Source organism: Haloarcula sp. H-hyl6, from assembly GCF_056934455.1.
The window spans coordinates 1,166,137-1,186,413 of sequence record NZ_JBRIIK010000001.1 but is presented as its reverse complement, the minus strand read 5'-3'; the positions used below and the strand labels follow the sequence as shown (position 1 = coordinate 1,186,413).

Annotated in this window: 16 protein-coding genes and 1 tRNA gene; 12 read left to right on the top strand and 5 right to left on the bottom strand. The window is 66.0% G+C overall.

The window, feature by feature from the left end:
• Positions 1–39 precede the first annotated feature (39 nt).
• The 7 genes from Hhyl6_RS06235 to Hhyl6_RS06205 all read left to right on the top strand — a co-directional run bounded on the left by Hhyl6_RS06235 (position 40) and on the right by Hhyl6_RS06205 (position 6,187).
• Entirely contained in the window at positions 40–2,226 is a 2,187-nt protein-coding gene (locus Hhyl6_RS06235; RefSeq protein WP_483738354.1) for an elongation factor EF-2, read from the top strand.
• A 219-nt stretch (positions 2,227–2,445) separates the two neighbouring features.
• Complete coding sequence (locus Hhyl6_RS06230; RefSeq protein WP_483738353.1) at positions 2,446–2,667, top strand: hypothetical protein; 222 nt, start codon at positions 2,446–2,448, stop codon at positions 2,665–2,667.
• Positions 2,668–2,756: 89 nt separating this feature from the next.
• Positions 2,757–3,290 carry an amino acid-binding protein gene (locus Hhyl6_RS06225; protein ID WP_483738352.1) on the top strand — a complete coding sequence of 178 codons (534 nt, stop codon included), beginning with the start codon at positions 2,757–2,759 and terminating at the stop codon, positions 3,288–3,290.
• The gene (locus Hhyl6_RS06220) at positions 3,287–4,240 is read left to right on the top strand and encodes a homoserine dehydrogenase (RefSeq protein WP_483738351.1); all 954 of its coding nucleotides are present in this window, start codon (positions 3,287–3,289) and stop codon (positions 4,238–4,240) included. Before Hhyl6_RS06225 ends, Hhyl6_RS06220 begins: the two co-directional genes overlap by 4 nt.
• A 152-nt stretch (positions 4,241–4,392) precedes the next feature.
• Positions 4,393–5,658 (top strand): translation elongation factor EF-1 subunit alpha, encoded by a 1,266-nt coding sequence (tuf, locus tag Hhyl6_RS06215; protein WP_483738350.1) that lies wholly within the window; start codon positions 4,393–4,395, stop codon positions 5,656–5,658.
• Positions 5,659–5,661: 3 nt separating this feature from the next.
• Positions 5,662–5,973 (top strand): 30S ribosomal protein S10, encoded by a 312-nt coding sequence (rpsJ, locus tag Hhyl6_RS06210; RefSeq protein ID WP_135305362.1) that lies wholly within the window; start codon positions 5,662–5,664, stop codon positions 5,971–5,973.
• 142 nt (positions 5,974–6,115) lie between these two features.
• Positions 6,116–6,187, top strand: a tRNA-Ala gene (locus tag Hhyl6_RS06205).
• 118 nt (positions 6,188–6,305) lie between these two features.
• On the opposite strand, the gene Hhyl6_RS06200 is transcribed toward Hhyl6_RS06205, so the two are convergent.
• Both Hhyl6_RS06200 and Hhyl6_RS06195 read right to left on the bottom strand, forming a co-directional pair.
• Positions 6,306–6,557, bottom strand: coding sequence for a type II toxin-antitoxin system HicA family toxin (locus Hhyl6_RS06200; protein WP_483738349.1), 252 nt, complete (start codon positions 6,555–6,557; stop codon positions 6,306–6,308).
• Complete coding sequence (locus Hhyl6_RS06195) at positions 6,558–6,830, bottom strand: type II toxin-antitoxin system HicB family antitoxin (protein ID WP_483738348.1); 273 nt, start codon at positions 6,828–6,830, stop codon at positions 6,558–6,560.
• A 325-nt stretch (positions 6,831–7,155) separates the two neighbouring features.
• On the opposite strand from Hhyl6_RS06195, the gene Hhyl6_RS06190 reads away from it, so the two are divergent.
• The gene (locus tag Hhyl6_RS06190) at positions 7,156–7,452 is read left to right on the top strand and encodes a ribbon-helix-helix domain-containing protein (RefSeq protein WP_220617978.1); all 297 of its coding nucleotides are present in this window, start codon (positions 7,156–7,158) and stop codon (positions 7,450–7,452) included.
• On the top strand, positions 7,442–7,726 hold the full coding sequence (locus tag Hhyl6_RS06185) for a type II toxin-antitoxin system RelE family toxin (RefSeq protein WP_220617979.1): 285 nt from the start codon (positions 7,442–7,444) through the stop codon (positions 7,724–7,726). The genes Hhyl6_RS06190 and Hhyl6_RS06185 overlap by 11 nt, the downstream gene beginning before the upstream one ends.
• A 376-nt stretch (positions 7,727–8,102) precedes the next feature.
• Here Hhyl6_RS06185 and Hhyl6_RS06180 read toward each other — a convergent pair whose 3' ends face one another.
• Positions 8,103–8,573, bottom strand: a complete 471-nt coding sequence (locus tag Hhyl6_RS06180) for a Zn-ribbon domain-containing OB-fold protein (RefSeq protein ID WP_483738347.1) — start codon at positions 8,571–8,573, stop codon at positions 8,103–8,105.
• Between the two features lie 20 nt (positions 8,574–8,593).
• Positions 8,594–9,760 carry a thiolase C-terminal domain-containing protein gene (locus tag Hhyl6_RS06175; protein WP_483738346.1) on the bottom strand — a complete coding sequence of 389 codons (1,167 nt, stop codon included), beginning with the start codon at positions 9,758–9,760 and terminating at the stop codon, positions 8,594–8,596.
• Between the two features lie 284 nt (positions 9,761–10,044).
• On the opposite strand from Hhyl6_RS06175, the gene Hhyl6_RS06170 reads away from it, so the two are divergent.
• On the top strand, positions 10,045–11,625 hold the full coding sequence (locus Hhyl6_RS06170; protein ID WP_483738345.1) for a long-chain-fatty-acid--CoA ligase: 1,581 nt from the start codon (positions 10,045–10,047) through the stop codon (positions 11,623–11,625).
• Positions 11,626–11,748: 123 nt separating this feature from the next.
• Here Hhyl6_RS06170 and Hhyl6_RS06165 read toward each other — a convergent pair whose 3' ends face one another.
• Positions 11,749–12,900 (bottom strand): CapA family protein, encoded by a 1,152-nt coding sequence (locus tag Hhyl6_RS06165; RefSeq protein WP_483738344.1) that lies wholly within the window; start codon positions 12,898–12,900, stop codon positions 11,749–11,751.
• Between the two features lie 704 nt (positions 12,901–13,604).
• Here Hhyl6_RS06165 and Hhyl6_RS06160 point away from each other — a divergent pair.
• Both Hhyl6_RS06160 and Hhyl6_RS06155 read left to right on the top strand, forming a co-directional pair.
• On the top strand, positions 13,605–17,756 hold the full coding sequence (locus tag Hhyl6_RS06160) for a COG1361 S-layer family protein (RefSeq protein WP_483738343.1): 4,152 nt from the start codon (positions 13,605–13,607) through the stop codon (positions 17,754–17,756).
• Between the two features lie 3 nt (positions 17,757–17,759).
• On the top strand, positions 17,760–20,237 hold the full coding sequence (locus Hhyl6_RS06155) for an efflux RND transporter permease subunit (RefSeq protein WP_483738342.1): 2,478 nt from the start codon (positions 17,760–17,762) through the stop codon (positions 20,235–20,237).
• The last annotated feature ends 40 nt before the right edge of the window (positions 20,238–20,277 follow it).

Here is a 20,277-nt window from a genome sequence, read left to right as displayed (position 1 = left end):
ACTATCCTTTTGACCCTCCTGTGGATACGGTTCTGTATAATGGGCCGACGTAAGAAAATCGTTCAAGAATGTGAGACATTGATGGACGACCCGGAGCACATCCGGAACATCGCCATCGCCGCTCACGTCGACCACGGCAAGACGACGCTGACGGACAACCTGCTCGCCGGTGCGGGCATGATTTCCGACGACACGGCTGGCCAGCAGCTAGCCATGGACACGGAGGAAGACGAGCAGGAACGCGGTATCACCATCGACGCCGCGAACGTCTCGATGACCCACGAGTACGAGGACCAGAACCACCTCATCAACCTCATCGACACTCCCGGCCACGTCGACTTCGGTGGCGACGTGACCCGCGCGATGCGCGCCGTCGACGGTGCGCTCGTCGTGGTGGACGCCGTCGAGGGCGCCATGCCACAGACGGAGACGGTGCTCCGGCAGGCGCTCCGCGAGGGCGTCAAGCCGACGCTGTTCATCAACAAGGTCGACCGCCTCATCTCCGAACTGCAGGAGGGGCCCGAAGAGATGCAGCAGCGTCTCCTCGCGGTCATCCAGGACGTCAACGAACTCATCCGCGGGATGACCGAGGAGATGGACGACGTCGAGGACTGGACGGTCTCCGTCGAGGAAGGCACCGTCGGCTTCGGGTCCGCCCTCTACAAGTGGGGCGTCTCGATGCCGTCGATGCAGCGCACCGGCATGGACTTCGGCGAAATCATGGAACTCGAACGCGCCGACAAGCGCCAAGAGCTCCACGAGCGCACGCCGCTGTCGGACGTCGTGCTCGACATGGTCTGTGAGCACTTCCCGAACCCCGTCGACGCCCAGCCCCGTCGTATCCCGCGTATCTGGCGCGGCGACGCCGAGTCCGAACTCGCAGAGAGCATGCGTCTGGTCGACGAGGACGGGGAAGTCGTCCTGATGGTGACCGACATCGGCGTCGACCCCCACGCCGGCGAAATCGCCGCCGGCCGCGTCTTCTCCGGCACGCTGGAGAAGGGACAGAACCTCTACGTCTCCGGGACCGCGGGCACGAACCGCATCCAGAGCGTCGGCATCTACATGGGTGGCGAGCGCGAGGAGGTCGAGGAGGTTCCCGCCGGGAACATCGCCGCCGTCACCGGTCTGAAAGACGCCATCGCCGGTTCGACCGTCTCCTCCGTCGAGATGACGCCGTTCGAGTCCATCGAGCACATCTCGGAGCCGGTCATCACGAAGTCCGTCGAGGCACAGAACATGGACGACCTGCCGAAGCTCATCCAGACGCTCCAGCAGGTCGCGAAGGAGGACCCGACGATTCAGGTCGAAATCAACGAGGACACCGGCGAACACCTCATCTCCGGGCAGGGTGAACTCCACCTGGAGGTCATCGGCCAGCGCATCGAGCGCAACCAGGGCATCCCCATCAACACCGGGGAGCCCATCGTCGTCTACCGCGAGGCGCCCCAGAGCAACTCCCGCGAGGTCGAGGGTCGCTCGCCGAACAACCACAACCGGTTCTACATCACCGTCGAACCGCTGGGTGAGGACATCGTCGAGACCATCAAACTCGGCGAAGCGTCCATGGACATGCCCGAACTGGAGCGCCGCGAAGCGCTGCAGGAGGCCGGCATGGACAAGGAGACGTCCCAAGAGGTCGAACACATCCACGGGACGAACATCCTCATCGACGACACGAAGGGTATCCAGCACCTCAACGAGACGATGGAACTCGTCATCGAGGGGCTCGAAGAGGCTCTCGACGACGGTCCGCTGGCCGCCGAACCGGTCCAGGGGTCGCTCATCCGTCTCCACGACGCCCGCCTCCACGAGGACGCCATCCACCGTGGCCCGGCACAGGTCATCCCGGCCGTCCGTGAGGCCGTCCACAACGCCCTCATCGACGCCGACATCAAGCTGCTGGAGCCGATTCAGCAGGTCCGCATCGACGTGCCCAACGACCACATGGGCGCGGCGTCCGGCGAGATTCAGGGTCGCCGTGGCCGCGTCGACGACATGTACCAGGAAGGGGACCTGATGGTCGTCGAGGGCGTCGCCCCCGTCGACGAGATGATCGGGTTCTCCTCGGACATCCGCTCGGCCACCGAGGGCCGTGCCTCTTGGAACACCGAGAACGCCGGCTTCCAGGTCATGGCCGACAACCTCCAGCCCGAGAAGATCACCGAGATTCGCGAGCGCAAGGGCATGAAGACGGAACTGCCCCAGGCCATCGACTACTTCTAAGGCCCGCCCGCGCCTCGCTTCTGCTGTTCTCTATCTCTGTGCCGTCAGTCTCAGTCAGCGGCGGCTATCTGTTCGTCCAACCCCGCCGCGCGGCCTCGGTTTCTGCACCGAGGGAACGGGACGCCGTCTCGCGACGCGAATCCCGAGTGGAACGTGGGAACCCCGATGGCCGCCCTCGCGCCCCGCAGATTTAGGCTCCCCCACGGCCAACACGCGAGCATGTCGAACCGTCTCCACCAACTCGTCGACCTCCTCGTCGCGGCGCTCGTCGCGGGCACCTCGACGGTGCTCTGGGGGTTGGTCGCCCCACCGGCCGTCGCGCTCTGGATATCGACGCTGTTCGCCGCCATCTACTACTTCTCGCGCAACCCGTGGGGCTCCCCGCGAGGCGAGCAGTTCAACGAGGTGATAGACGACATCTACGACAGGTATCTCCCCTGAGGCCGCCGGCCAAACGGACGGTTTCTTATACGTGCCCCTGCTGAGTCTCCCACAATGAGCGGCACTACTTCACAGGAGGTGAGCGGGCGATGAGCGACTCGACCGACGAGGTTCGGTCCTACACACTGCGGCTCGAACTGGTCGACGAACCGGGCGAGCTGTTGCGGGCGCTCGAACCCATCGCCAACAACGGCGGGAACCTCCTCTCTATCTTCCACGAGCGGGGCAACGTCACGCCCCGCGGACACATCCCCGTGGAGGTCGACCTAGAGGCGACCCCCGAGCGGTTCGAGGCCATCGTCGACGCCGTGCGCGACGCCGGCATCAACGTCATCCAGGCCGGCGCCGAGCGCTACAGCGAGACGCTCACGGTCGTCCTCTCGGGCCACCTCATCGACTCGGACCTCTCCGATACGCTCTCACGCATCCAGGGGACGACGGACGCGACGGTGACCGACCTCTCGCTGTCGGCCCCCGAGGGGACCGACGACGCCTCCAGCGCGCGCATCCGACTGGCGACCGAACAGGGCGCCGCCGCCGGCGTGATGGAGACGATTCGGGAGTTGGCCACCGAGAAGGAGTTGCGCGTCATCGAACCCCTCGCCGCCGGAGGTGAGCTATGAGACTCGCCATCCTCGGGGCCGGTGCGGTCGGCTCCTCGGTCGCAGAACTGGCGGCCGACTACGGCCACTCCGTCACCACCTTCGCGGACTCCCAGAGCGCCGCCGTCGACCCGTCGGGCGTCGACGTGGCGGCCGCGCTCGACCGGAAGCGGACCGACGGTATCCTCGGCGATGCCGCCCCCTCTGACGCCCTCGACGGCGAGTACGACGTCCTCGTCGAGGCGACGCCGACCACGCTAGGCGACGCCCAACCCGGCTTCGGCCACGTCGAGGCCGCACTCGAACGGGACCGTCACGTCGTCCTCGCCAACAAGGGGCCGGTCGCCGAACGGTACGCGGACGTGCGCGCACTCGAACGCGAGAGCGCGGGGACGGTGCTGTTCGAGGCCACCGTCGGCGGCGCGATGCCGGTGCTCTCGACCATCGCCGACTTCGATCCCGAACACATCAACGCGGTGCGGGGCGTCCTCAACGGCACCGCGAACTTCATCCTCTCGCGGATGAGCGCCGAGGGCCTCGGTTACGAACACGTCCTCGCGGAGGCACAGGACCTCGGCGTCGCGGAGGCCGACCCCACCTTCGACGTGGACGGCACCGACGCCGCGCTCAAGGGCGTCATCGTCGCCAACGTCCTCGCGGGCGACGGGCAGGAGTACACGCTCGACGACGCGACGGTCGAGGGCATCGAAGACATCGAGGGGAGCGCGCTCGAACTGGCCGCCGAGGACGGCCGCACCGTCCGCCTCATCGCCGAAGTGGCAGAGGGCGAGGTCCGCGTCAGCCCCCGACTCGTCCCGGAGAACGCGCCGCTGGCGCCGACCGGCACCCGGAACATCGTCCAACTGGAGACCGAACACGCCGGGCGTCTCAACATCTCCGGTCGCGGTGCCGGCGGTCCCGAGACGGCCAGCGCCGTCCTCGCGGACGTCGGTCGACTCCCCGAACTGTAGGCCGTTCCTGCCGGTGTCGGCACCCCCGTCGCGTGACACCGCGTCCCAAATCGCCAGACAGCGCCCGTCTCCTCGGCGAGTGCTTTCGAAATCGTTTTATGAACCACCGGCCAAAGACTCCGATATAGCGCCCCTGCGCGTGAGAAACAACAATGAGCGACGAACAACACCAGAACCTGGCCATCATCGGCCACGTTGACCACGGTAAGAGCACGCTCGTCGGCCGACTCCTCTACGAGACAGGATCGGTACCGGAGCACGTCATCGAACAGCACAAGGAAGAGGCCGAGGAGAAGGGCAAGGGCGGTTTCGAGTTCGCCTACGTCATGGACAACCTCGCCGAAGAGCGCGAACGCGGTGTCACCATCGACATCGCCCACCAGGAGTTCAGTACCGACGAGTACGACTTCACCATCGTCGACTGTCCTGGCCACCGCGACTTCGTCAAGAACATGATCACCGGCGCGAGCCAGGCCGACAACGCCGTGCTCGTCGTCGCCGCCGACGACGGCGTCCAGCCGCAGACGCAGGAGCACGTCTTCCTGGCCCGCACGCTGGGCATCGGCGAACTCATCGTCGCCGTCAACAAGATGGACCTCGTCGACTACAGCGAGTCCGACTACAAGCAGACCGTCGAAGAGGTCAAGGACCTCCTCAACCAGGTCCGCTTCGACACGGAGAACGCTTCGTTCATCCCGATTTCGGCCTTCGAGGGCGACAACATCGCCGAGGAGTCCGACAACACGGGCTGGTACGACGGCGACATCCTGCTGACCGCCCTCAACAACCTGCCGGCTCCGGAGCCGCCGACGGACGCGCCGCTCCGACTGCCGATTCAGGACGTCTACACCATCTCCGGTATCGGTACGGTCCCGGTCGGCCGCGTCGAGACCGGTATCCTGAACACGGGCGACAACGTCTCCTTCCAGCCCTCGGACGTCTCCGGTGAGGTCAAGACCGTCGAGATGCACCACGAGGAAGTCCCGAAGGCCGAGCCCGGTGACAACGTCGGGTTCAACGTCCGTGGCGTCGGCAAGGACGACATCCGCCGCGGTGACGTCTGTGGTCCGGCCGACGACCCGCCGTCCGTCGCCGAGACGTTCCAGGCACAGGTCGTCGTGATGCAGCACCCGTCGGTCATCACCGAGGGGTACACGCCGGTCTTCCACGCGCACACCGCACAGGTCGCGTGTACCGTCGAGTCCATCGACAAGAAGATCGACCCGTCGTCCGGTGAGGTCGCCGAGGAGAACCCCGACTTCATCCAGAACGGCGACGCCGCTGTCGTCACCATCCGACCCCAGAAGCCGCTCAGCATCGAGCCGTCCTCCGAGATTCCGGAGCTCGGTTCGTTCGCTATCCGCGACATGGGTCAGACCATCGCCGCCGGCAAGGTCCTCAGCGTCAACGAGCGATAACACATGTCCCAGCAGGCACGCGTTCGGCTCGCGGGTACGAGCCCCGAGGACCTCGACGACATCTGCGCCGACGTGCGGGAGATAGCGGAGAAGACCGGCGTCGAACTGTCCGGTCCCGTCCCGCTCCCGACGAAGACGCTGGAAGTGCCCACCCGCAAGTCCCCCGACGGTGAGGGGACCGCGACGTGGGAACACTGGGAGATGCGGGTCCACAAGCGGCTCATCGACATCGACGCCGACGAACGGGCGCTGCGCCAACTGATGCGCATCCAGGTGCCCAACGACGTCTCCATCGAGATCGTCCTCGAGGACTAGACCGGCACGGTCCGTTCCTCGGCTTCGGCGCCCGACCCGAATCGCACGCCGGGACACACCCCACGTTCCGTGTGAATCGCTATCGAAGTTCGCCCTCACGCGCAGGGTTTATACCACCCCGCGTTCGAGTGGCAGACGAAGCGGGCTCGTAGATCAGTGGCAGATCGCTTCCTTCGCAAGGAAGAGGCCCCGGGTTCAAATCCCGGCGAGTCCATAAGAATTCTAACACTTCTCGAACTATCGGGAAGAGAGACTATTCAAGCCTGTATTCGGTAGATTCCGGTTCGGGTACGGTCAGAAATAACCGCTCCGTCAATCGAGGGGTTGACGATTCAGGCGTTTCGGTCAAGCCAGTCGCAAAACGTTTCGAAGTCGTTCGCACCAGAACTCTCGGCGATGTCTCTGAGTGTCCCTGTTCTGAGCTCGTCGTGCAACGGGACCGTGACCTGCCGTCGATCGTCTTCGTTGGTCGGGTGTTCGTAGTACAACTGGGCGTGGTCGCCGGTTGTCCGTCGCCACTCAAATCCACCAGCGTTCACCAGCACTTTCACGACCTCCATCCCGGAAAACGTTCGCCGCCCCATCTACTGCATGAACTCCGGTGGTTCCGAGTCACCGGTCGAGTTGTCGTCCGGGTCGATACCGAGTTCGCGGAGTTCCGCGTCGGTCGGTTCGTGTCCGATCTCGCCGTTGTGCAGAGCGACCGCTTCGTCAAGCATCTCCAGCGCCCCTTCACGGGTGTCTCCTTGTGTGGTGACGCCGGTCTCCACGTCGGTGATGACCCAGCCGTCTCCCTCGCGCCACATCCGAATCTCGTCTTCGTGGTCGGAGCCACCGTCACGAGTAGAACTGGCCATGTACCCGAATATTCGCTCGTCTGTCGAATAAACCTTCGGCAGTCGCTCGGCGCAGTCCGTCCGGGGGCTCTCAGTCAGCCCATTCCCTTCTCTTCAGGTGGAATTGTGCGCGATCTCCGGGACTATCCAACCCGGCGAGTCCATTCCTACTTATATCCCAGTTAGGTGTGTTCTATAGCTGATTTTCGAGGGGTGTGAGTAACTCCTTGTGAATTCATCACGCTCCATGACGGATGTCATTTAATGAGCACCCCCTCCCTAGAGGCCACTCTCTTGTTCAGTCCAGCGGCAAGGTTTTGTATATGTGAACGTAAAGCACGTGTATATGTCTGATGCAGACACCACGACCGGCGATGATGGACCAGAGATGGTCCAGATCAACCTCCGGCTGAGCAAGGCGTTCCTCGAAGATATCGACACAACGTGGAAAGAGGAGGGATTCAATTCGCGGAGTGAGTTCCTCCGATACGCAGCACGCGACGCGGTGAAACACCCCGAGTTCTCTCGCGAGGGATGGAAACAGATTGCTGCCAGTGAACACGAACTGCGGTCTGGCGACGCAGAGTTAGTGTCGCGTGAGGAAGTCGTCGAGCTGATGGGTCGAGACGAAGATGACGAGTGACGAGTGGACGTGGAAGTTCACGACGAGGGCGGCCGACCAGTTCGATTCCCTCGACCCGCACGTACAGGACCGGATTATCTCGAAATTGGATGAAATCGTCGAGTCAGAATGGCGCGAACCCGACGACTTTCTCGAACCGCTGACTGGTGGCCCGTTCTCGAAACTCCGGGTTGGGCAGTACCGACTCGCCTGTACACTCGATCGAAGCGGACCAGTACTGGAAGTCCATCGCATCGAACATCGGAGCGGTGCCTACACTGCCGACGACGATTAGATATCCCCATATTCGTAATCACCTGACTGCGGGCTGATTTAACCGATTCTTTCACGCAACGTCATCGTATCCCGGCGAGTCCATTCATTCTCTATCGGATATTTAGCTAGTGTATGGCCTAATACGGCTGTTTTGCCGAACTAGGTTAAATCGGTTCCGTCACGGTTCGTGACGCACCCGTCGTCGTGTGAGCTCACGCATGTAATCGTCTCGGGCGCTGATGCGTCTCGACGGCTGTGCTGGCCGCTGTTGGTGCGGTTGATCGAAGACGCACAGAAATCCACTGGCGACGGTCGATATTACGAGCGACGGTAGTCGTCGCTCACCCACCACTCACGAGGGCACCGCGAACGAACGTCCCCAGTGTTCTATCCGTTCACAGTAGTTCGAAGACGTGGATCGGCCACTCCTCCTCGTAGGACAGGTCGAAGTCCGGATCGATATCGAGCGTCTCGGGGTCTCGGACCCGGAGTTCGACGCGGTCGCCGATGGTGACGTCCTCGAGCGGAGCGGCGACGCGACCGGTAAGTCGAGCCGAGGAGTCGAGTTCGACCACTGCGACGGTGATCGGCGCCAGGTGCTCGAACGCGGACGGGGGTCGGTTGACCGACGTGTACGATATCACCTCGCCGGTCCGGGGCTGTTCCGAGAGCGTGACTGCCCGGCTGCCACAGCCGTAACAGGCGGGGCGAGGCGGAAGCATGTGTGTCTCACACTCGGTACAGCGGGCGGCCAGCAACCGGCCCGCAGCTAACGCGTCGAAGAAGCCGGGGAGCGTGAACGGCGAGTCGGCGGTGATGTCGTCCGGTGCGAGCGGTCCCGTCGTCGTGGAGTCGGTGTCTGTCATCGGTGAGTCACCCTCGTCGGTCATTGTGCAGTCAGGACGTGTGCCACAGTGTGGGCGTCCGCGACGCCGCCTTCGTTGATGAGGAGCGCGGTGTCGGCGTCGGCCACCTGCCGTTCACCGGCCCGTCCGGTGAGCTGTTCGTACGCTTCGACTGCCTGCAACAGCCCGGTCGCCCCGATCGGGTGGCCACGGGCCTTCAGTCCGCCGCTGGTGTTGATCTGGACGTCGGTCCAGCCCGCCGACCGGTCCACAGGCTCCTCGACCGTCTCGATTCCGCGGCCCTTGGGGGCGAACTCGGCGGCCTCGGCCAGCAGTGCCTCACAGACGGTGAAGGCGTCGTGGACTTCCGCGACGTCGACATCCGCGGCGTCAACGCCAGCGTCCTCGTAGGCGGTCGAGGCAGCGACGTTCGCCCCCTCGACGAACGTCAGGTCACGCTCCGCGACGCCGAGGTTGTTGGCCGCCGAGCCGACGCCGGCCACGCGGACTGCGTCGGGACGGCGCTGCAGGTCGGCCGCCACCTCGTCGTTCGCGACGACGACGGCTGCGGCACCGTCGGTAACCGGCGCACAGTCGTACAGTTTCAGCGGGGGAGCGACGTCGGGCGCGTCCATAGCGGTCTCGACATCGACTGCTTGCTGGAACATCGCCCGTGGGTTGGCCGCCGCGTTCCGGTGGTTCTTCACGGCGATTCTGGCCAGGTCTCGTTCCGTCGCGTCGGTCTCGTGGAGGTATCGCCGCGCGAGTAGGGCGTACGTAGCGGGCGCGGTGATTCCGGACCGCTGTTCTAAGGCCCGCTCGAAGGCGGCACCGAGCGCGTTCGTGGCACCCTCGGTCCCGCCGGCGGTCATCTTCTCGACGCCACAGGCAAGCACTGCGTCGTGGACGCCCGCCCGGACGTCCCGGACTGCGTTCTTGAGCGCGAGCGCACCAGCGGCCGCACACGCCTCGACACGCTCTGCGGGGACGTTCCGCAGGCCGGCCCACTCGGCCATGAGCGTCCCCTGCATGATCTGGTTCTCGTACCGTTCGGACTGGGCGCCGACGTACAGTCCGTCGACGACGTCGGCCGGGTCGGGCAAGTCCTCGAAGGCCTCGGCCAGCGCTTTCGAGAATAAATCGCGGCCAGGCAGGTCTGTCTTGCCCAGCGGCGAGGAGCCGACCGCGATGAGATGAGCTGTGGACATCGTCTGGGAGTCATCCACTAACGATGATAATGGTTTGGACGGCGCGCGGCTGAACCACAACAGTAGGTGGTGCTGACACTTTGACATCGAGTGTCCGGGAGTGTGTTTCAGTCCCGTCACAGCGGACCCCTTCATATAGGGGTCGTGCTGACTGTACAGTGTCTGGACCAGTTCGACAGGGCCCTAGAACCCTCAGAAACGCCCTTCCCGTCCGCAGAGGGTCGCGTGTTCGCGTTGCCCGGGGAGAAAGACCTTTACGGCACACCGTCACGTCTTGGCATATCATGCACCGACCGATGACGACGCTCGACTTCCTCGACAGGGGGGTCGACGTCTACGGCGACGCCGTCGGCGTCGTCGCTCACGATGGCACCGAGTACACCTACGCCGAGTTCGGCGAGCGGGTCGACCGCGCGGCGGCGGCGCTCTCGAACCTCGGCATCGAGAAGGGGGACCGCGTGGCGCTGCTCGCGCCGAACACACACTGGTTTCTGGAGACGCTGTTCGGTATCAACGTCCTCGGGGCCATCTCGGTCCCGCTCAACTACCGGCTCATCCCCGAGGACTACGAGTACATCCTCGACGACTGCGGGGCCCGGGCGGTCGTCGCCGACTACGAGTACGCCGAGAAAATCGAGGCGGTCCGCAGTCAGGTCCCCGCCACGGCGTTCGTCGCCAACCCGGCCGACCGCGTCGACGGCGACTGGCGTGACTACGAGTCACTCCTTGCGGAGGCTGACCCTGGCGAGGTCGAGCGCCCAGACATCTCCGAGGACGACCCCGCGACTATCAACTACACGAGCGGGACGACCGGCGACCCGAAGGGCGTGGTCCGGACCCACCGCACCGAACACTGGCACGCGCTTATCACCACGCACCACACCGAGGTCACCGACGACGACGCCTACCTCTGGACGCTCCCGATGTTCCACGTCAACGGGTGGGGGTATCCCTACGTCATCACCGGCGTCGGCGGGACGCACGTCTGCCAGCGCACCTTCGACGCCGAGGGCGCCTTCGAGCGCATCCACGACCACGACGTGAGCTACCTCTGTGGTGCGCCGACGGTCCTCAACTCGATGGTCGACCACTACGAGGCCCACGACGTCGCGGCGACCGGTGACAAGCCGGTCAGGATTGCGACCGCGGCCAGCCCGCCGCCCGAGGCCACCATCCGGACCGTCGAGGACGAACTGGGCTGGAACATCCTGCACGTCTACGGGTTGACCGAGACCGGCCCGTTGATAACGACGAGTAACTCGCCGCGCCGGATCGAGAGTGAGGGTCGCTTCGCGATCAAGACCCGTCAGGGCCACGCCATGCTCGGGACCGAACTGCGTGTCGTCGACCGGGACGGCGAGGACGTCCCGCACGACGACGAGACGATGGGCGAGATAGTCGTCCGGGGCAACCAGGTCATGGACCGCTACTGGAACAAGCCCGAGCGAACACAGGAGGCCTTCCACGACCGGGTCGACGGGTGGTTCCACACCGGCGACTTCGCCACTGTCGACGAGCGCGGGATGATATCGATAAAGGACCGCAAGAAGGACGTCATCATCAGCGGCGGCGAGAACATCTCCAGTGTCGAGGTCGAAGACGCCCTCTACGACCACCCCGACATCGAGCGCGTCGCCGTAATCGGCGTCCCCCACGAGAAGTGGGGCGAGACGCCCAAAGCTATCGCCGTGCCCGCCGCTGGCGCGGACCTCTCCGAGGAAGGGGTCATCGAGTTCGCCCGCGACAACCTCGCGCACTTCAAATGCCCGACCGTGGTCGAGTTCGTCGAGGACCTCCCCGAGACCTCCACGGGCAAGATACGCAAGGTCGAACTCCGGGAGTCCCACGCCGACCCTGTCGGGTGATTCGGCCGTTCCAGCTCCTACGTCGTCACCGTCCGCCTGAGAGGGTAGCTCTCGTCGACCGATACACGAAGCCTAGATTCAATCCGCCACGGGTCTCAGTAGGGACAGCTACGACCGACCGGCTCAGAGACGGACCACGAGTTCGTCACCGTCCCGTTCGTACGTCGTCTCGAACGGCTCGGAGCGTTCACGTATGGTCTCTCTGAGCCACGTCGCGCCCGATTCCTTGGCTGGATAGACGTGGTCGCCGATAAAGAACGGAACCAGTCGTATCTCCGTCACCGCTCCGCCCGTGAGGGTGACCTCGAAGAGGTAACTCTTGTTGTTCCCGAGGTCGTCTTTCACCCCGAAATCGTCGACGAGGTCCCCGGTGTCGTGCAGGATGACGCCCTCGCCGTACTGTTCGACCGCCTGAACGACGTGTGCGCTGTGGCCGTGAACGAGGTCCACGCCCTGGTCGACGAGCCAGTGACCGAACGAGACGAGTCTATCGCTCGGTCGTTCGACCCAGTTTTCCCCCCAGTGGACCGAGGCGACGAGTACGTCCGGCTCGGTCGCTCGAGCGCGCGCGAGTGCCTTCTCGACGAGGCGTCGGGTTTCCGGGTGTTCGGAGTCGGCCTTGGCCCAGGCGATACCGGGTCGGTCGTCGGTCACGCCGTACACGCTACCCTCCTCCGAGAAAGAGACGACGGCGACGTCGAGACCACCGACGGAGAACGTGGCCGGCGCCCAGGCCGCCGCGGGAGTCTCACCGGTGCCCGCGTTCTCGATTCCGGCCGCTTCGAGCACGTCGATGGTGTCGGTGAGAGCGACTGCTCCGAAATCCATCGCGTGGTTGTTCGCCAGCGCGGTGAACGTGACGTTCCCGGCTTCGAGTGCGGGGACTGCCCACTCGGGGTTCCCCCGAAAGTGGTACGCTCGGTTGGGGAACCGTTCGCCGCGCTTCGAGAGACAACACTCGAGGTTACAGCAGACCCCATCGAGTGATTCGAGTTCGGACTGGAAGTCGCCCCAGATGGCCGCTGGGTCGACGTCGTCCTGGCCGTAAATCCGGTTGAGGCTCCGCCCGACCATCGTATCACCGGCGAATCCGATGGTCGTCTCGTGGTGCTCTCGGGCGGTGGTCGTATCGTCGTCGGACGTGGTGTGTTCAGCGGTCGTGCTAGTGGCATCGGTCGTGCCCTCGTCGGTGGCGGTCCGAGTCCGGGCCGTTGGAGTCGACTCGTTCGGACTGCCGAGACAGCCACCGAATGCTATCGTTCCGAGGGTTGCCAAGTACGTACGGCGATTGCGTGTCATTTGTGGAGGGTGTGTCTCTCGCGGGGTGATGGGCCCGGTGGGGTCGGGACGGCCGGCGGTGTTGGGCGCTCGCCCCGTCTGCCGTTGCGTTCGCGGAGCGGACGTGCAGTCGACGACACATCTCCGCTCCGCGTCGCACGTCGAGACGTGTACCACTGTCCAGTTGGTATCAAATATTATTGGTGTGCTAAAGGACGTGTTGCGAAAGATTTTCGCCGCTCCTGACGGACATCGCGCAGTTCGACCGTCTACCGAGCGTGCCTGAGAGCGACCGTTCCGGGGCGATGGTCCTCGTTCCATGCTCGGGCGCGCGTCGTAACCGGAAGGTGGCGCGTGACGACTGGCCCCTCTCTCTTGCAGGTCGTCCGTGTCCAGTTTTCGAACCATTCGACAGCGGTGGCGAGTCCGCCGTTTCATCGAACCGGTTGTCGCACTCTCCGAGTTCGGTCGCCAACTGCTCGGCTCGGACCTCCAGTGAACGCCGTGGTCGGGCGATAATCCGCTTCTACTTCGAGCGGAACTGACAACCCGATGGCAGTTATAATCGCCTTAGCCGGATATACGAGGGCAATACAAAGTGGCCCGTGGCGATTGGTACGTTCGATTGATGGCCACCAGAGATAGGCGTCGCGATAGGCCGCCCACCCCGCACGGCGCGTTCGACGGTGTGTCGTGAACGGATGTCTCGAACGTTCGCCGTAGCCGCCGTCGTGCTGGTGTGTTCCGCCCTCGCACTGGCAGCGGGCGTCGCTCCCACGCTGGCGAGCGGTACGTCCGGGGGTGGGGACGACGACGGGCACGACGGGCACGACGATGACGGCGGGAGTGACAACGATGGCGGAGGGGACGACTGTGGCGACTGTGACGACAGTGACGGCGATGGGGCGGATGCTGACGCGGGGTTCAGGCTCAGAGACGTCGATACGGACCTGCAGGTCGGCGAATCGGGGACCGTCACCGTCGAGTTGGAGAACGAGGGCCTCGGCGACCTCTCGGCGGCGACGGTGGTGTTGCAGTCCCAGAACCCGGAGATTCGCGTGGGGGCCGGACGCAACGGGAGTCGGTTCGTCGGCGACTGGGACGAGGGTGACACGGAGACGGTCGAGTTCGCGGTGTCGGCGACGGACGACGCGCGGTCCCAGGAGTACCCGCTCTCGGTGACGGTCCGGTACACCGACCCCGACGGGAACGCGACGGCGTCGGCGCCGCTGACGTTCGGTATCGACCCAGATGCGGAACAGCGGTTCTCGATAGACGACGTCGACGGGTCGCTTCGGGCGGGCGACGACGGCGACATCGAGGTCACGGTGGAGAACGACGGTCCGCGAGACGTCGAGGACGCCGTCTTGGTCGTCCGCGAGACGGCCGACGGCGTCACCCCGCTGAAGTCGGAAGTCGCGCTGGGCGAGTTCGAGGACGACGAGTCGCGGACGGTCGAACTGCCCTTCCGCGTGGCACGGACGGCAGAGCCAACGAAGCGACAGTTCGAGTTCGCGCTCCAGTACACCACCGAGGCGGGCGAGCGACGCGAGAGCGGGCCGCTGTTCGCGGACGTGAAGATACGGGACCGGCAAGACGTCGTCGACGTCGAGGACGTCGACGTCGACTCGCAGGTCGGCGAGCGCGGGACGGTGACCGTGACGCTGGAGAACGAGGGCGACGAGGAGTTGACGGACGCGCGGGTGCGCTTCTCCTCGCTGGACCCGGCCTTCCGGTTCGGCACGTCGCGGAACGCGACGCGGTTCGTCGAGGAGTGGGACGACGGGGACGAGGAGACGTTCGAACTGCGAACGCGGTTCTCGAACGAGTCGACGACCGACGAGTACCCGGTGACGGTGACCGTCCGGTACACCGACGAGGACGGCGACGAACGGGTCGCAGACGACGTTCGCTTCGGCGTCGAACCGGACGCCGAACAGTCGTTCGACCTCGACGACGTGTCTGGGGACCTCCAGGTCGGCGACGACGGGACCGTCTCCGGCGACATCGAGAACGAGGGGCCGAACGACGTCGAGGACGCGGTGTTGGTGTTCCGGTCCTCGATAGACGGGGTGACGCCGTTGCAGACCGAGGTTCCGCTCGGCGACCTCGACGACGACGAGGACACCGACTTCGAACTGCCGCTTCGCGTCGCCGACACCGTCGAACCCACCGACTGGCAGTTCGAGTTCGCGGTGCGGTACACGACCGACGAGGGCGACCGGCGGACGAGCGACCCGCTGTTCGAGACGGTGACTATCCGCGAGGAAGCCGAGGTGTTCGAAGTCGAGAGCGTCCTCTCCGACGCCCAAATCGGGGACCGCGGGTCCGTCTCGGTCACGTTGGTCAACGACGGCGAGGAGACGCTGACGGACGCCCGAGTGACGTTCACCTCTCCGGACCGCACGCTCCAACTCGGCGGCGGGCGGAACGCGACGCGGTTCGTCGGGGAGTGGGACCCCGGCGAGTCGGAGACTTTCGACGTCCAGACGCGGGTGGCCGACTCGGCTTCGACCGACGAGTACCCGGTGGCGGTGACGGTCCAGTACACCGACGGGGACGGCGACGAACAGGTCGCAGACGACGTGCAGTTCGGGGTCACGCCGGACGCCGAGCAGTCGTTCGACGTCAGCGACACGGAGGGACTGCTTCGGGTCGGCCGCGACGGGAGCGTCTCCGGCGACATCGAGAACGAGGGGCCACAGGACGCCGAGTCGGCGGTCCTGCGCGTGATTCCGCCGAGCGACGACGTCGTGGCGCTCGAATCGGAGTACGTCCTCGGGGACTTCGCCGCCGGCGACCGGGAGTCCTTCGAGTTCCCGATTCGGGTCCGCGACCGCGCCAGACCCGGCCGCAAGCAGTTCGAGTTCGTCGTCGAGTACCGAAACGAGGAGGGCGACGTCGTCGAGAGTCGCCGCCTCGCGGCGCGGTACCGTGTGGCCGCGCAGGCGGGCCAGTTCCGCGTGGTCGACCTCGACAACGGCGTGCAGGTCGGTGAGTCGGGGACCGTCGCACTCCGCCTCCGGTACACCGGGCGCGAATCGATTACGAACGCGGTCGTCCAGTTGCAGTCGGTGAGCGGGGACCTGACCGTCGGTGCGGCCGGCGGGACCAACGGGAGCAGAGCGGTCGGCCGATGGGACCCCGGCGAGCGTCGGACCGTCCGGTTTCAGGTCGCCGCGCCCGAGGACGCGGCCCCGCAGGACTACCCGTTCGACGTGCGCGTCGCCTACGAGGACGACGACGGCGACCAACAGCGGTCGGACCCAATCGCGCTCGCCCTCCATCCCGCCCCGGAACAGGCGTTCTCGGTCAGGGACGTCAGGGGTGCCCTCGAAGTCGGCGCCGAACGAGACCTGACCGGCCGCGTCGTCAACGACGGGCCCCGCGCCGTCGAGGACGTCGTCGTCGAACTCAGGCCGACGACCGACTCGCTGGTGCCACAGGAGACCGAGTACGCCATCGGGAACCTCTCCGTCGGGTCGTCCGCCCGGTTCCGTCTACCCGTCGTGATTCCGTCCGACGCAGAGGCAATCCCGCGACAGGTCCCGTTCGTGGTTCGGTACACCACCGCCGACGGCGACCGGCGCGAGAGCGAGCGTCTCGCCTCGACCTTGTCGGTCGCGCGGGAGCGAGACACGTTCCGGGTCGTCGACGTGGCCGAGTCCCTCCGGGCCGGTGACGAGGGCAACGTCACGCTCACGCTCGAAAACGCGGGCGACTCGACGGTCCGACAGGTGCTCGTCTCGCTGCGCTCCCAGAGTGACGAACTGGACGTCGAGGGCGCGGCGAACGCCACGCGATTCGTGGACGAGTTGCGCCCCGACCAGCGGCGGCCGGTCTCGTTCCGCCTCTCGGCGCCCGAGGACGCGGGCGGGCAGCGCTACCCGCTCCGACTCCGCGTCGAGTACGAGGACGCCTCTGGGGACAGTCAGCCCGCCGAAACGACGACCATCGGCGTCACGACCGCCCCGGAGCAGTCCTTCGCCGTCACCGACGTCGGGGGTACGCTTCGGGTGGGCGCGGAGGGGACGCTCAGAGCGACCATCCGTAACCGCGGGCCGACGACCGTCTCCGACGCCTTCGTCCGACTCTCGGTCGGGAGCGAGAACGTCGAACTCCAAGAGACCGAAGCACCCGTCGGCCGGTTCCGCGCGGGCGAGACGGCGACCGTCTCCTACCCCGTCGAGGTACTGGACGAGACGGAACCGGGCGACCGACGCGTGTCGTTCGTCGTCGAGTACACCAACGCCGAGGACGAGATTCGGGAGAGCGACTCTCTCCCCGGGTTCGTTTCCGTCGCCGAGCGGCGACCGGTATTTCGGGTCCGGGGAGCGAACGCCTCTCTCGGTGCCGGTGACACCGAGTTGGTGACCCTGCTGGTCACGAACAACGACGAGGTCACCCTCACCAACGTCGACGCCAAGGTGTTCGTCAACGACCCGTTGAGCACCGACGACGACCAAGCGTTCGTCGGCCGCCTCGACCCCGGCGAGACGGTCCGCCTCGTCTTCGAAGTGAGCGCGAGCGGCGACGCGACGGCCAAGGACTACCCGCTCCTCGTCGACTTCCAGTATCAGGAACCCGACGAGGAGACGAAGCTCTCGGACACCTATTCGGTCGCCGTGACGGTGCAGGAACCGGCCGGCGACGGGATTCCGTGGCTCCTCTTGCTCCTCGTCGTGGCGTTCGTCTTGCTCGTCGCCGTCGCCGTGGTGCTCTACCGCCGCCGACGGGACGCGGCCGACGAGGGTACGGACGAACCGACCGGCCGAGAGGTTGGTCCGGACGACACCGATGCGTCGGGGGACGATACAGCCGGGTCGCCCGACGACGACACGGCCGAGGGCTGACCCGTGTCGTCCCGGGACACCGTCGTCGGTCGGGTGAACGACGCCATCACCGGACGACCGACCGCCGTCGTGGTCGCCTTCGTCGTCGTGACGGCCCTGTTCGTCCCCGGACTCGCGAGCGTCTCGACGGAAGCGGGGACCGAGCAGTTCACGCAGGACAGCCCCGCGCAGACGGCGCTGGAGCGGGTGAACGAGGACTTCGGCCCCACGTTCCAGTCGGACGGCGGGAGCACGCAGTTGATTCACCGGGGTCGGAACGTCCTCGCGAAACCGGAACTCCTGCGGATGCTCCGGACGCTGGAGCGCCTCGAATCACGCGAGGAGATACGGGTCACGTCGACGAGTAGCGCCGCCAGTACCGTCGCCCGTACGCTCGACCCGTCGGCGACCACGCTCGACGCGCAGATTCGCGCCGTCGAAGACGCGTCCCCCGGTGAGGTCGACCGCGCGGTCCGCGCCGTGGCTGACGACCCCGGCTTTCGAAGCCAACTGAGCGAGGACTTCAACCCCGAGTCGGCGCGGGCCGGAGCGACCGTCGCCGTCGTCCAGCACCGTATCCCGGGGGGCGTAGACGAGACGGCGGGGGTCGGCGGCGACAGTCCGCTCACGGTCATCCAACGCCGCAGTCAACGCGTCGTCGCCGCCGCAGACGGCGACATCGTCGTGTTCGGTTCGGGGCTGGTCGCCGCGGAGTTCTCGACGATAATCTTCGACTCGCTGTTCATCGTCGTCCCCGCCGCCGTCGCCCTCATCTTCGTCTTCCTCGTCTACGCCTACCGCAACCCGGTCGACCTCGCGCTGGGGTTGCTGTCGCTGGTCATGACCGTCGTCTGGACGATAGGGTTCCTCGGTCTCGCCGGCATCCCATTCACGCAACTGCTCATCGCGGTACCGCCCCTGTTGCTCGCGGTCGGCATCGACTTCGGACTGCACGCCATCAACCGCTACCGCGAGGAGCGCGTCGACGGCTTCGGTATCAGGCGGTCGATGGCGGTGGCGAACCGGCAGTTGCTCGTGGCCTTCTTCATCGTCACCGGCACCACGGTCATCGGCTTCAGCGCCAACACGGTCAGCGACCTCGGGCCGATTCGGGACTTCGGCATCGTCGCCGCCGTCGGCATCGTCTTCACGTTCCTCATCTTCGGCATCTTCCTCCCCGCGGCGAAGGTCACCGCCGACGAAGTGTTCGCCTCGCTGGGCGTCCCCATGCCGTTTCAGCGACCGCTCGGTCGGGCGGAGACGCCGCTCGGCCGCGTCCTCCCGGTCGGCGTCGCCATCGCGCGGCGCGCCCCGAGAGCGTTCCTCCTCGTCGTCTTGATCGTGTCCGCCAGCGCGGGGTACTACGGGACCGGCGTCGACACCGCGTTCTCACAGGACGACTTCCTCCCTCCAGAGGACAACCCCGCGTACCTCGAGGAACTCCCCGAACCCTTCCGACCGGGCGAGTACACCGTCACCGAGCGGACGAACTTCCTCGAAGAGAACTTCGAGGCCGCACAGGGCGACACCGTGGTCGTCTACGTGCAGGGACCGCTCCGTCGGGACGACGCGCTGGAGTCGGTCCAGCGGGCCGGGCGGAACCCGCCCGACTCGTTCGTGGCAACGAACCGGCAGGCGGACGCGCAGAGCATCATCGGCGTCATCCGGTCCCACGCCAACCGGTCGGACTCGTTCCGCCGACTGCTCGCCCGGAGCGACGTCGACGCCGACGGCGTCCCCGACGACAACCTCGAAGCCATCTATCGAGCCCTGCTCTCGTCGTCCGCCCGCGACAGCGCCCTCCGGTACATCACCGAGGACTTGCGGAGCGCGCGCGTCGTCTACACGACGGAGAGCGACGCCGAACAGGGCGCGGTCACGAGCGACGCGCGGACCGTCGCGGACCGGTATCGGTACGCGGCCACGGCCACCGGGTCGGTCGTCGTCTTTCAGGACGTCGCCGACGCAATCCTCGCCTCCGCTATCCGGAGTCTGCTGGTGGCGCTGGCCGCGACGGCGCTCTTTCTGGTCGCCGTCTATCGCGCTCTCGTCGGGCGCGCGTCCCTCGGAGCGGTCAACCTCGTCCCCATCCTCGTCACCATCACGTTACTCGTCGGGACCATGCGACTCGTCGGCCTCCCGTTCAACGCGCTCACTGCGACGATACTCTCCATCTCGCTGGGCCTCGGCATCGACTACTCGGCGCACTTCGTCCACCGGTTCGCCGACGAGTACGACGCGCGAGTCCTCGGGGCCGACGGGGACGCGGCGCCGACAGACGCCGTCGTCCCCGCGTTGACCACCACGGTCACCGGCACGGGTGGCGCACTCACCGGGAGCATGCTCACCACGACCAGCGGCATCGGCGTCCTCGTGCTGGCGATTACGCCCATCCTCGGTCAGTTCGGGATACTCACCGCGCTGGCGATTCTGTACTCGTACCTCACCGCGATGGTCGTCACGCCGAGCGTCGTCGTCCTCTGGGCGCAGTACGTCGGGTGAGCCGACGTTTCGGATGTCGAGGCCCCGCCCACCCTTCCGT

Excerpts from the sequence above, each read along its gene's own strand:
- Hhyl6_RS06235 (WP_483738354.1), top strand. The coding sequence starts at position 40 with ATGGGCCGACGTAAGAAAATCGTTCAAGAATGTGAGACATTGATGGAC.
- Hhyl6_RS06185 (WP_220617979.1), top strand. The coding sequence starts at position 7,442 with ATGACGAGTGACGAGTGGACGTGGAAGTTCACGACGAGGGCGGCCGAC.
- tuf (WP_483738350.1), top strand. The coding sequence starts at position 4,393 with ATGAGCGACGAACAACACCAGAACCTGGCCATCATCGGCCACGTTGAC.
- Hhyl6_RS06180 (WP_483738347.1), bottom strand. The coding sequence starts at position 8,573 with ATGACAGACACCGACTCCACGACGACGGGACCGCTCGCACCGGACGAC.
- rpsJ (WP_135305362.1), top strand. The coding sequence starts at position 5,662 with ATGTCCCAGCAGGCACGCGTTCGGCTCGCGGGTACGAGCCCCGAGGAC.
- Hhyl6_RS06220 (WP_483738351.1), top strand. The coding sequence starts at position 3,287 with ATGAGACTCGCCATCCTCGGGGCCGGTGCGGTCGGCTCCTCGGTCGCA.
- Hhyl6_RS06170 (WP_483738345.1), top strand. The coding sequence starts at position 10,045 with ATGCACCGACCGATGACGACGCTCGACTTCCTCGACAGGGGGGTCGAC.
- Hhyl6_RS06160 (WP_483738343.1), top strand. The coding sequence starts at position 13,605 with ATGTCTCGAACGTTCGCCGTAGCCGCCGTCGTGCTGGTGTGTTCCGCC.
- Hhyl6_RS06230 (WP_483738353.1), top strand. The coding sequence starts at position 2,446 with ATGTCGAACCGTCTCCACCAACTCGTCGACCTCCTCGTCGCGGCGCTC.
- Hhyl6_RS06195 (WP_483738348.1), bottom strand. The coding sequence starts at position 6,830 with ATGGCCAGTTCTACTCGTGACGGTGGCTCCGACCACGAAGACGAGATT.
- Hhyl6_RS06200 (WP_483738349.1), bottom strand. The coding sequence starts at position 6,557 with ATGGGGCGGCGAACGTTTTCCGGGATGGAGGTCGTGAAAGTGCTGGTG.
- Hhyl6_RS06190 (WP_220617978.1), top strand. The coding sequence starts at position 7,156 with ATGTCTGATGCAGACACCACGACCGGCGATGATGGACCAGAGATGGTC.
- Hhyl6_RS06175 (WP_483738346.1), bottom strand. The coding sequence starts at position 9,760 with ATGTCCACAGCTCATCTCATCGCGGTCGGCTCCTCGCCGCTGGGCAAG.
- Hhyl6_RS06225 (WP_483738352.1), top strand. The coding sequence starts at position 2,757 with ATGAGCGACTCGACCGACGAGGTTCGGTCCTACACACTGCGGCTCGAA.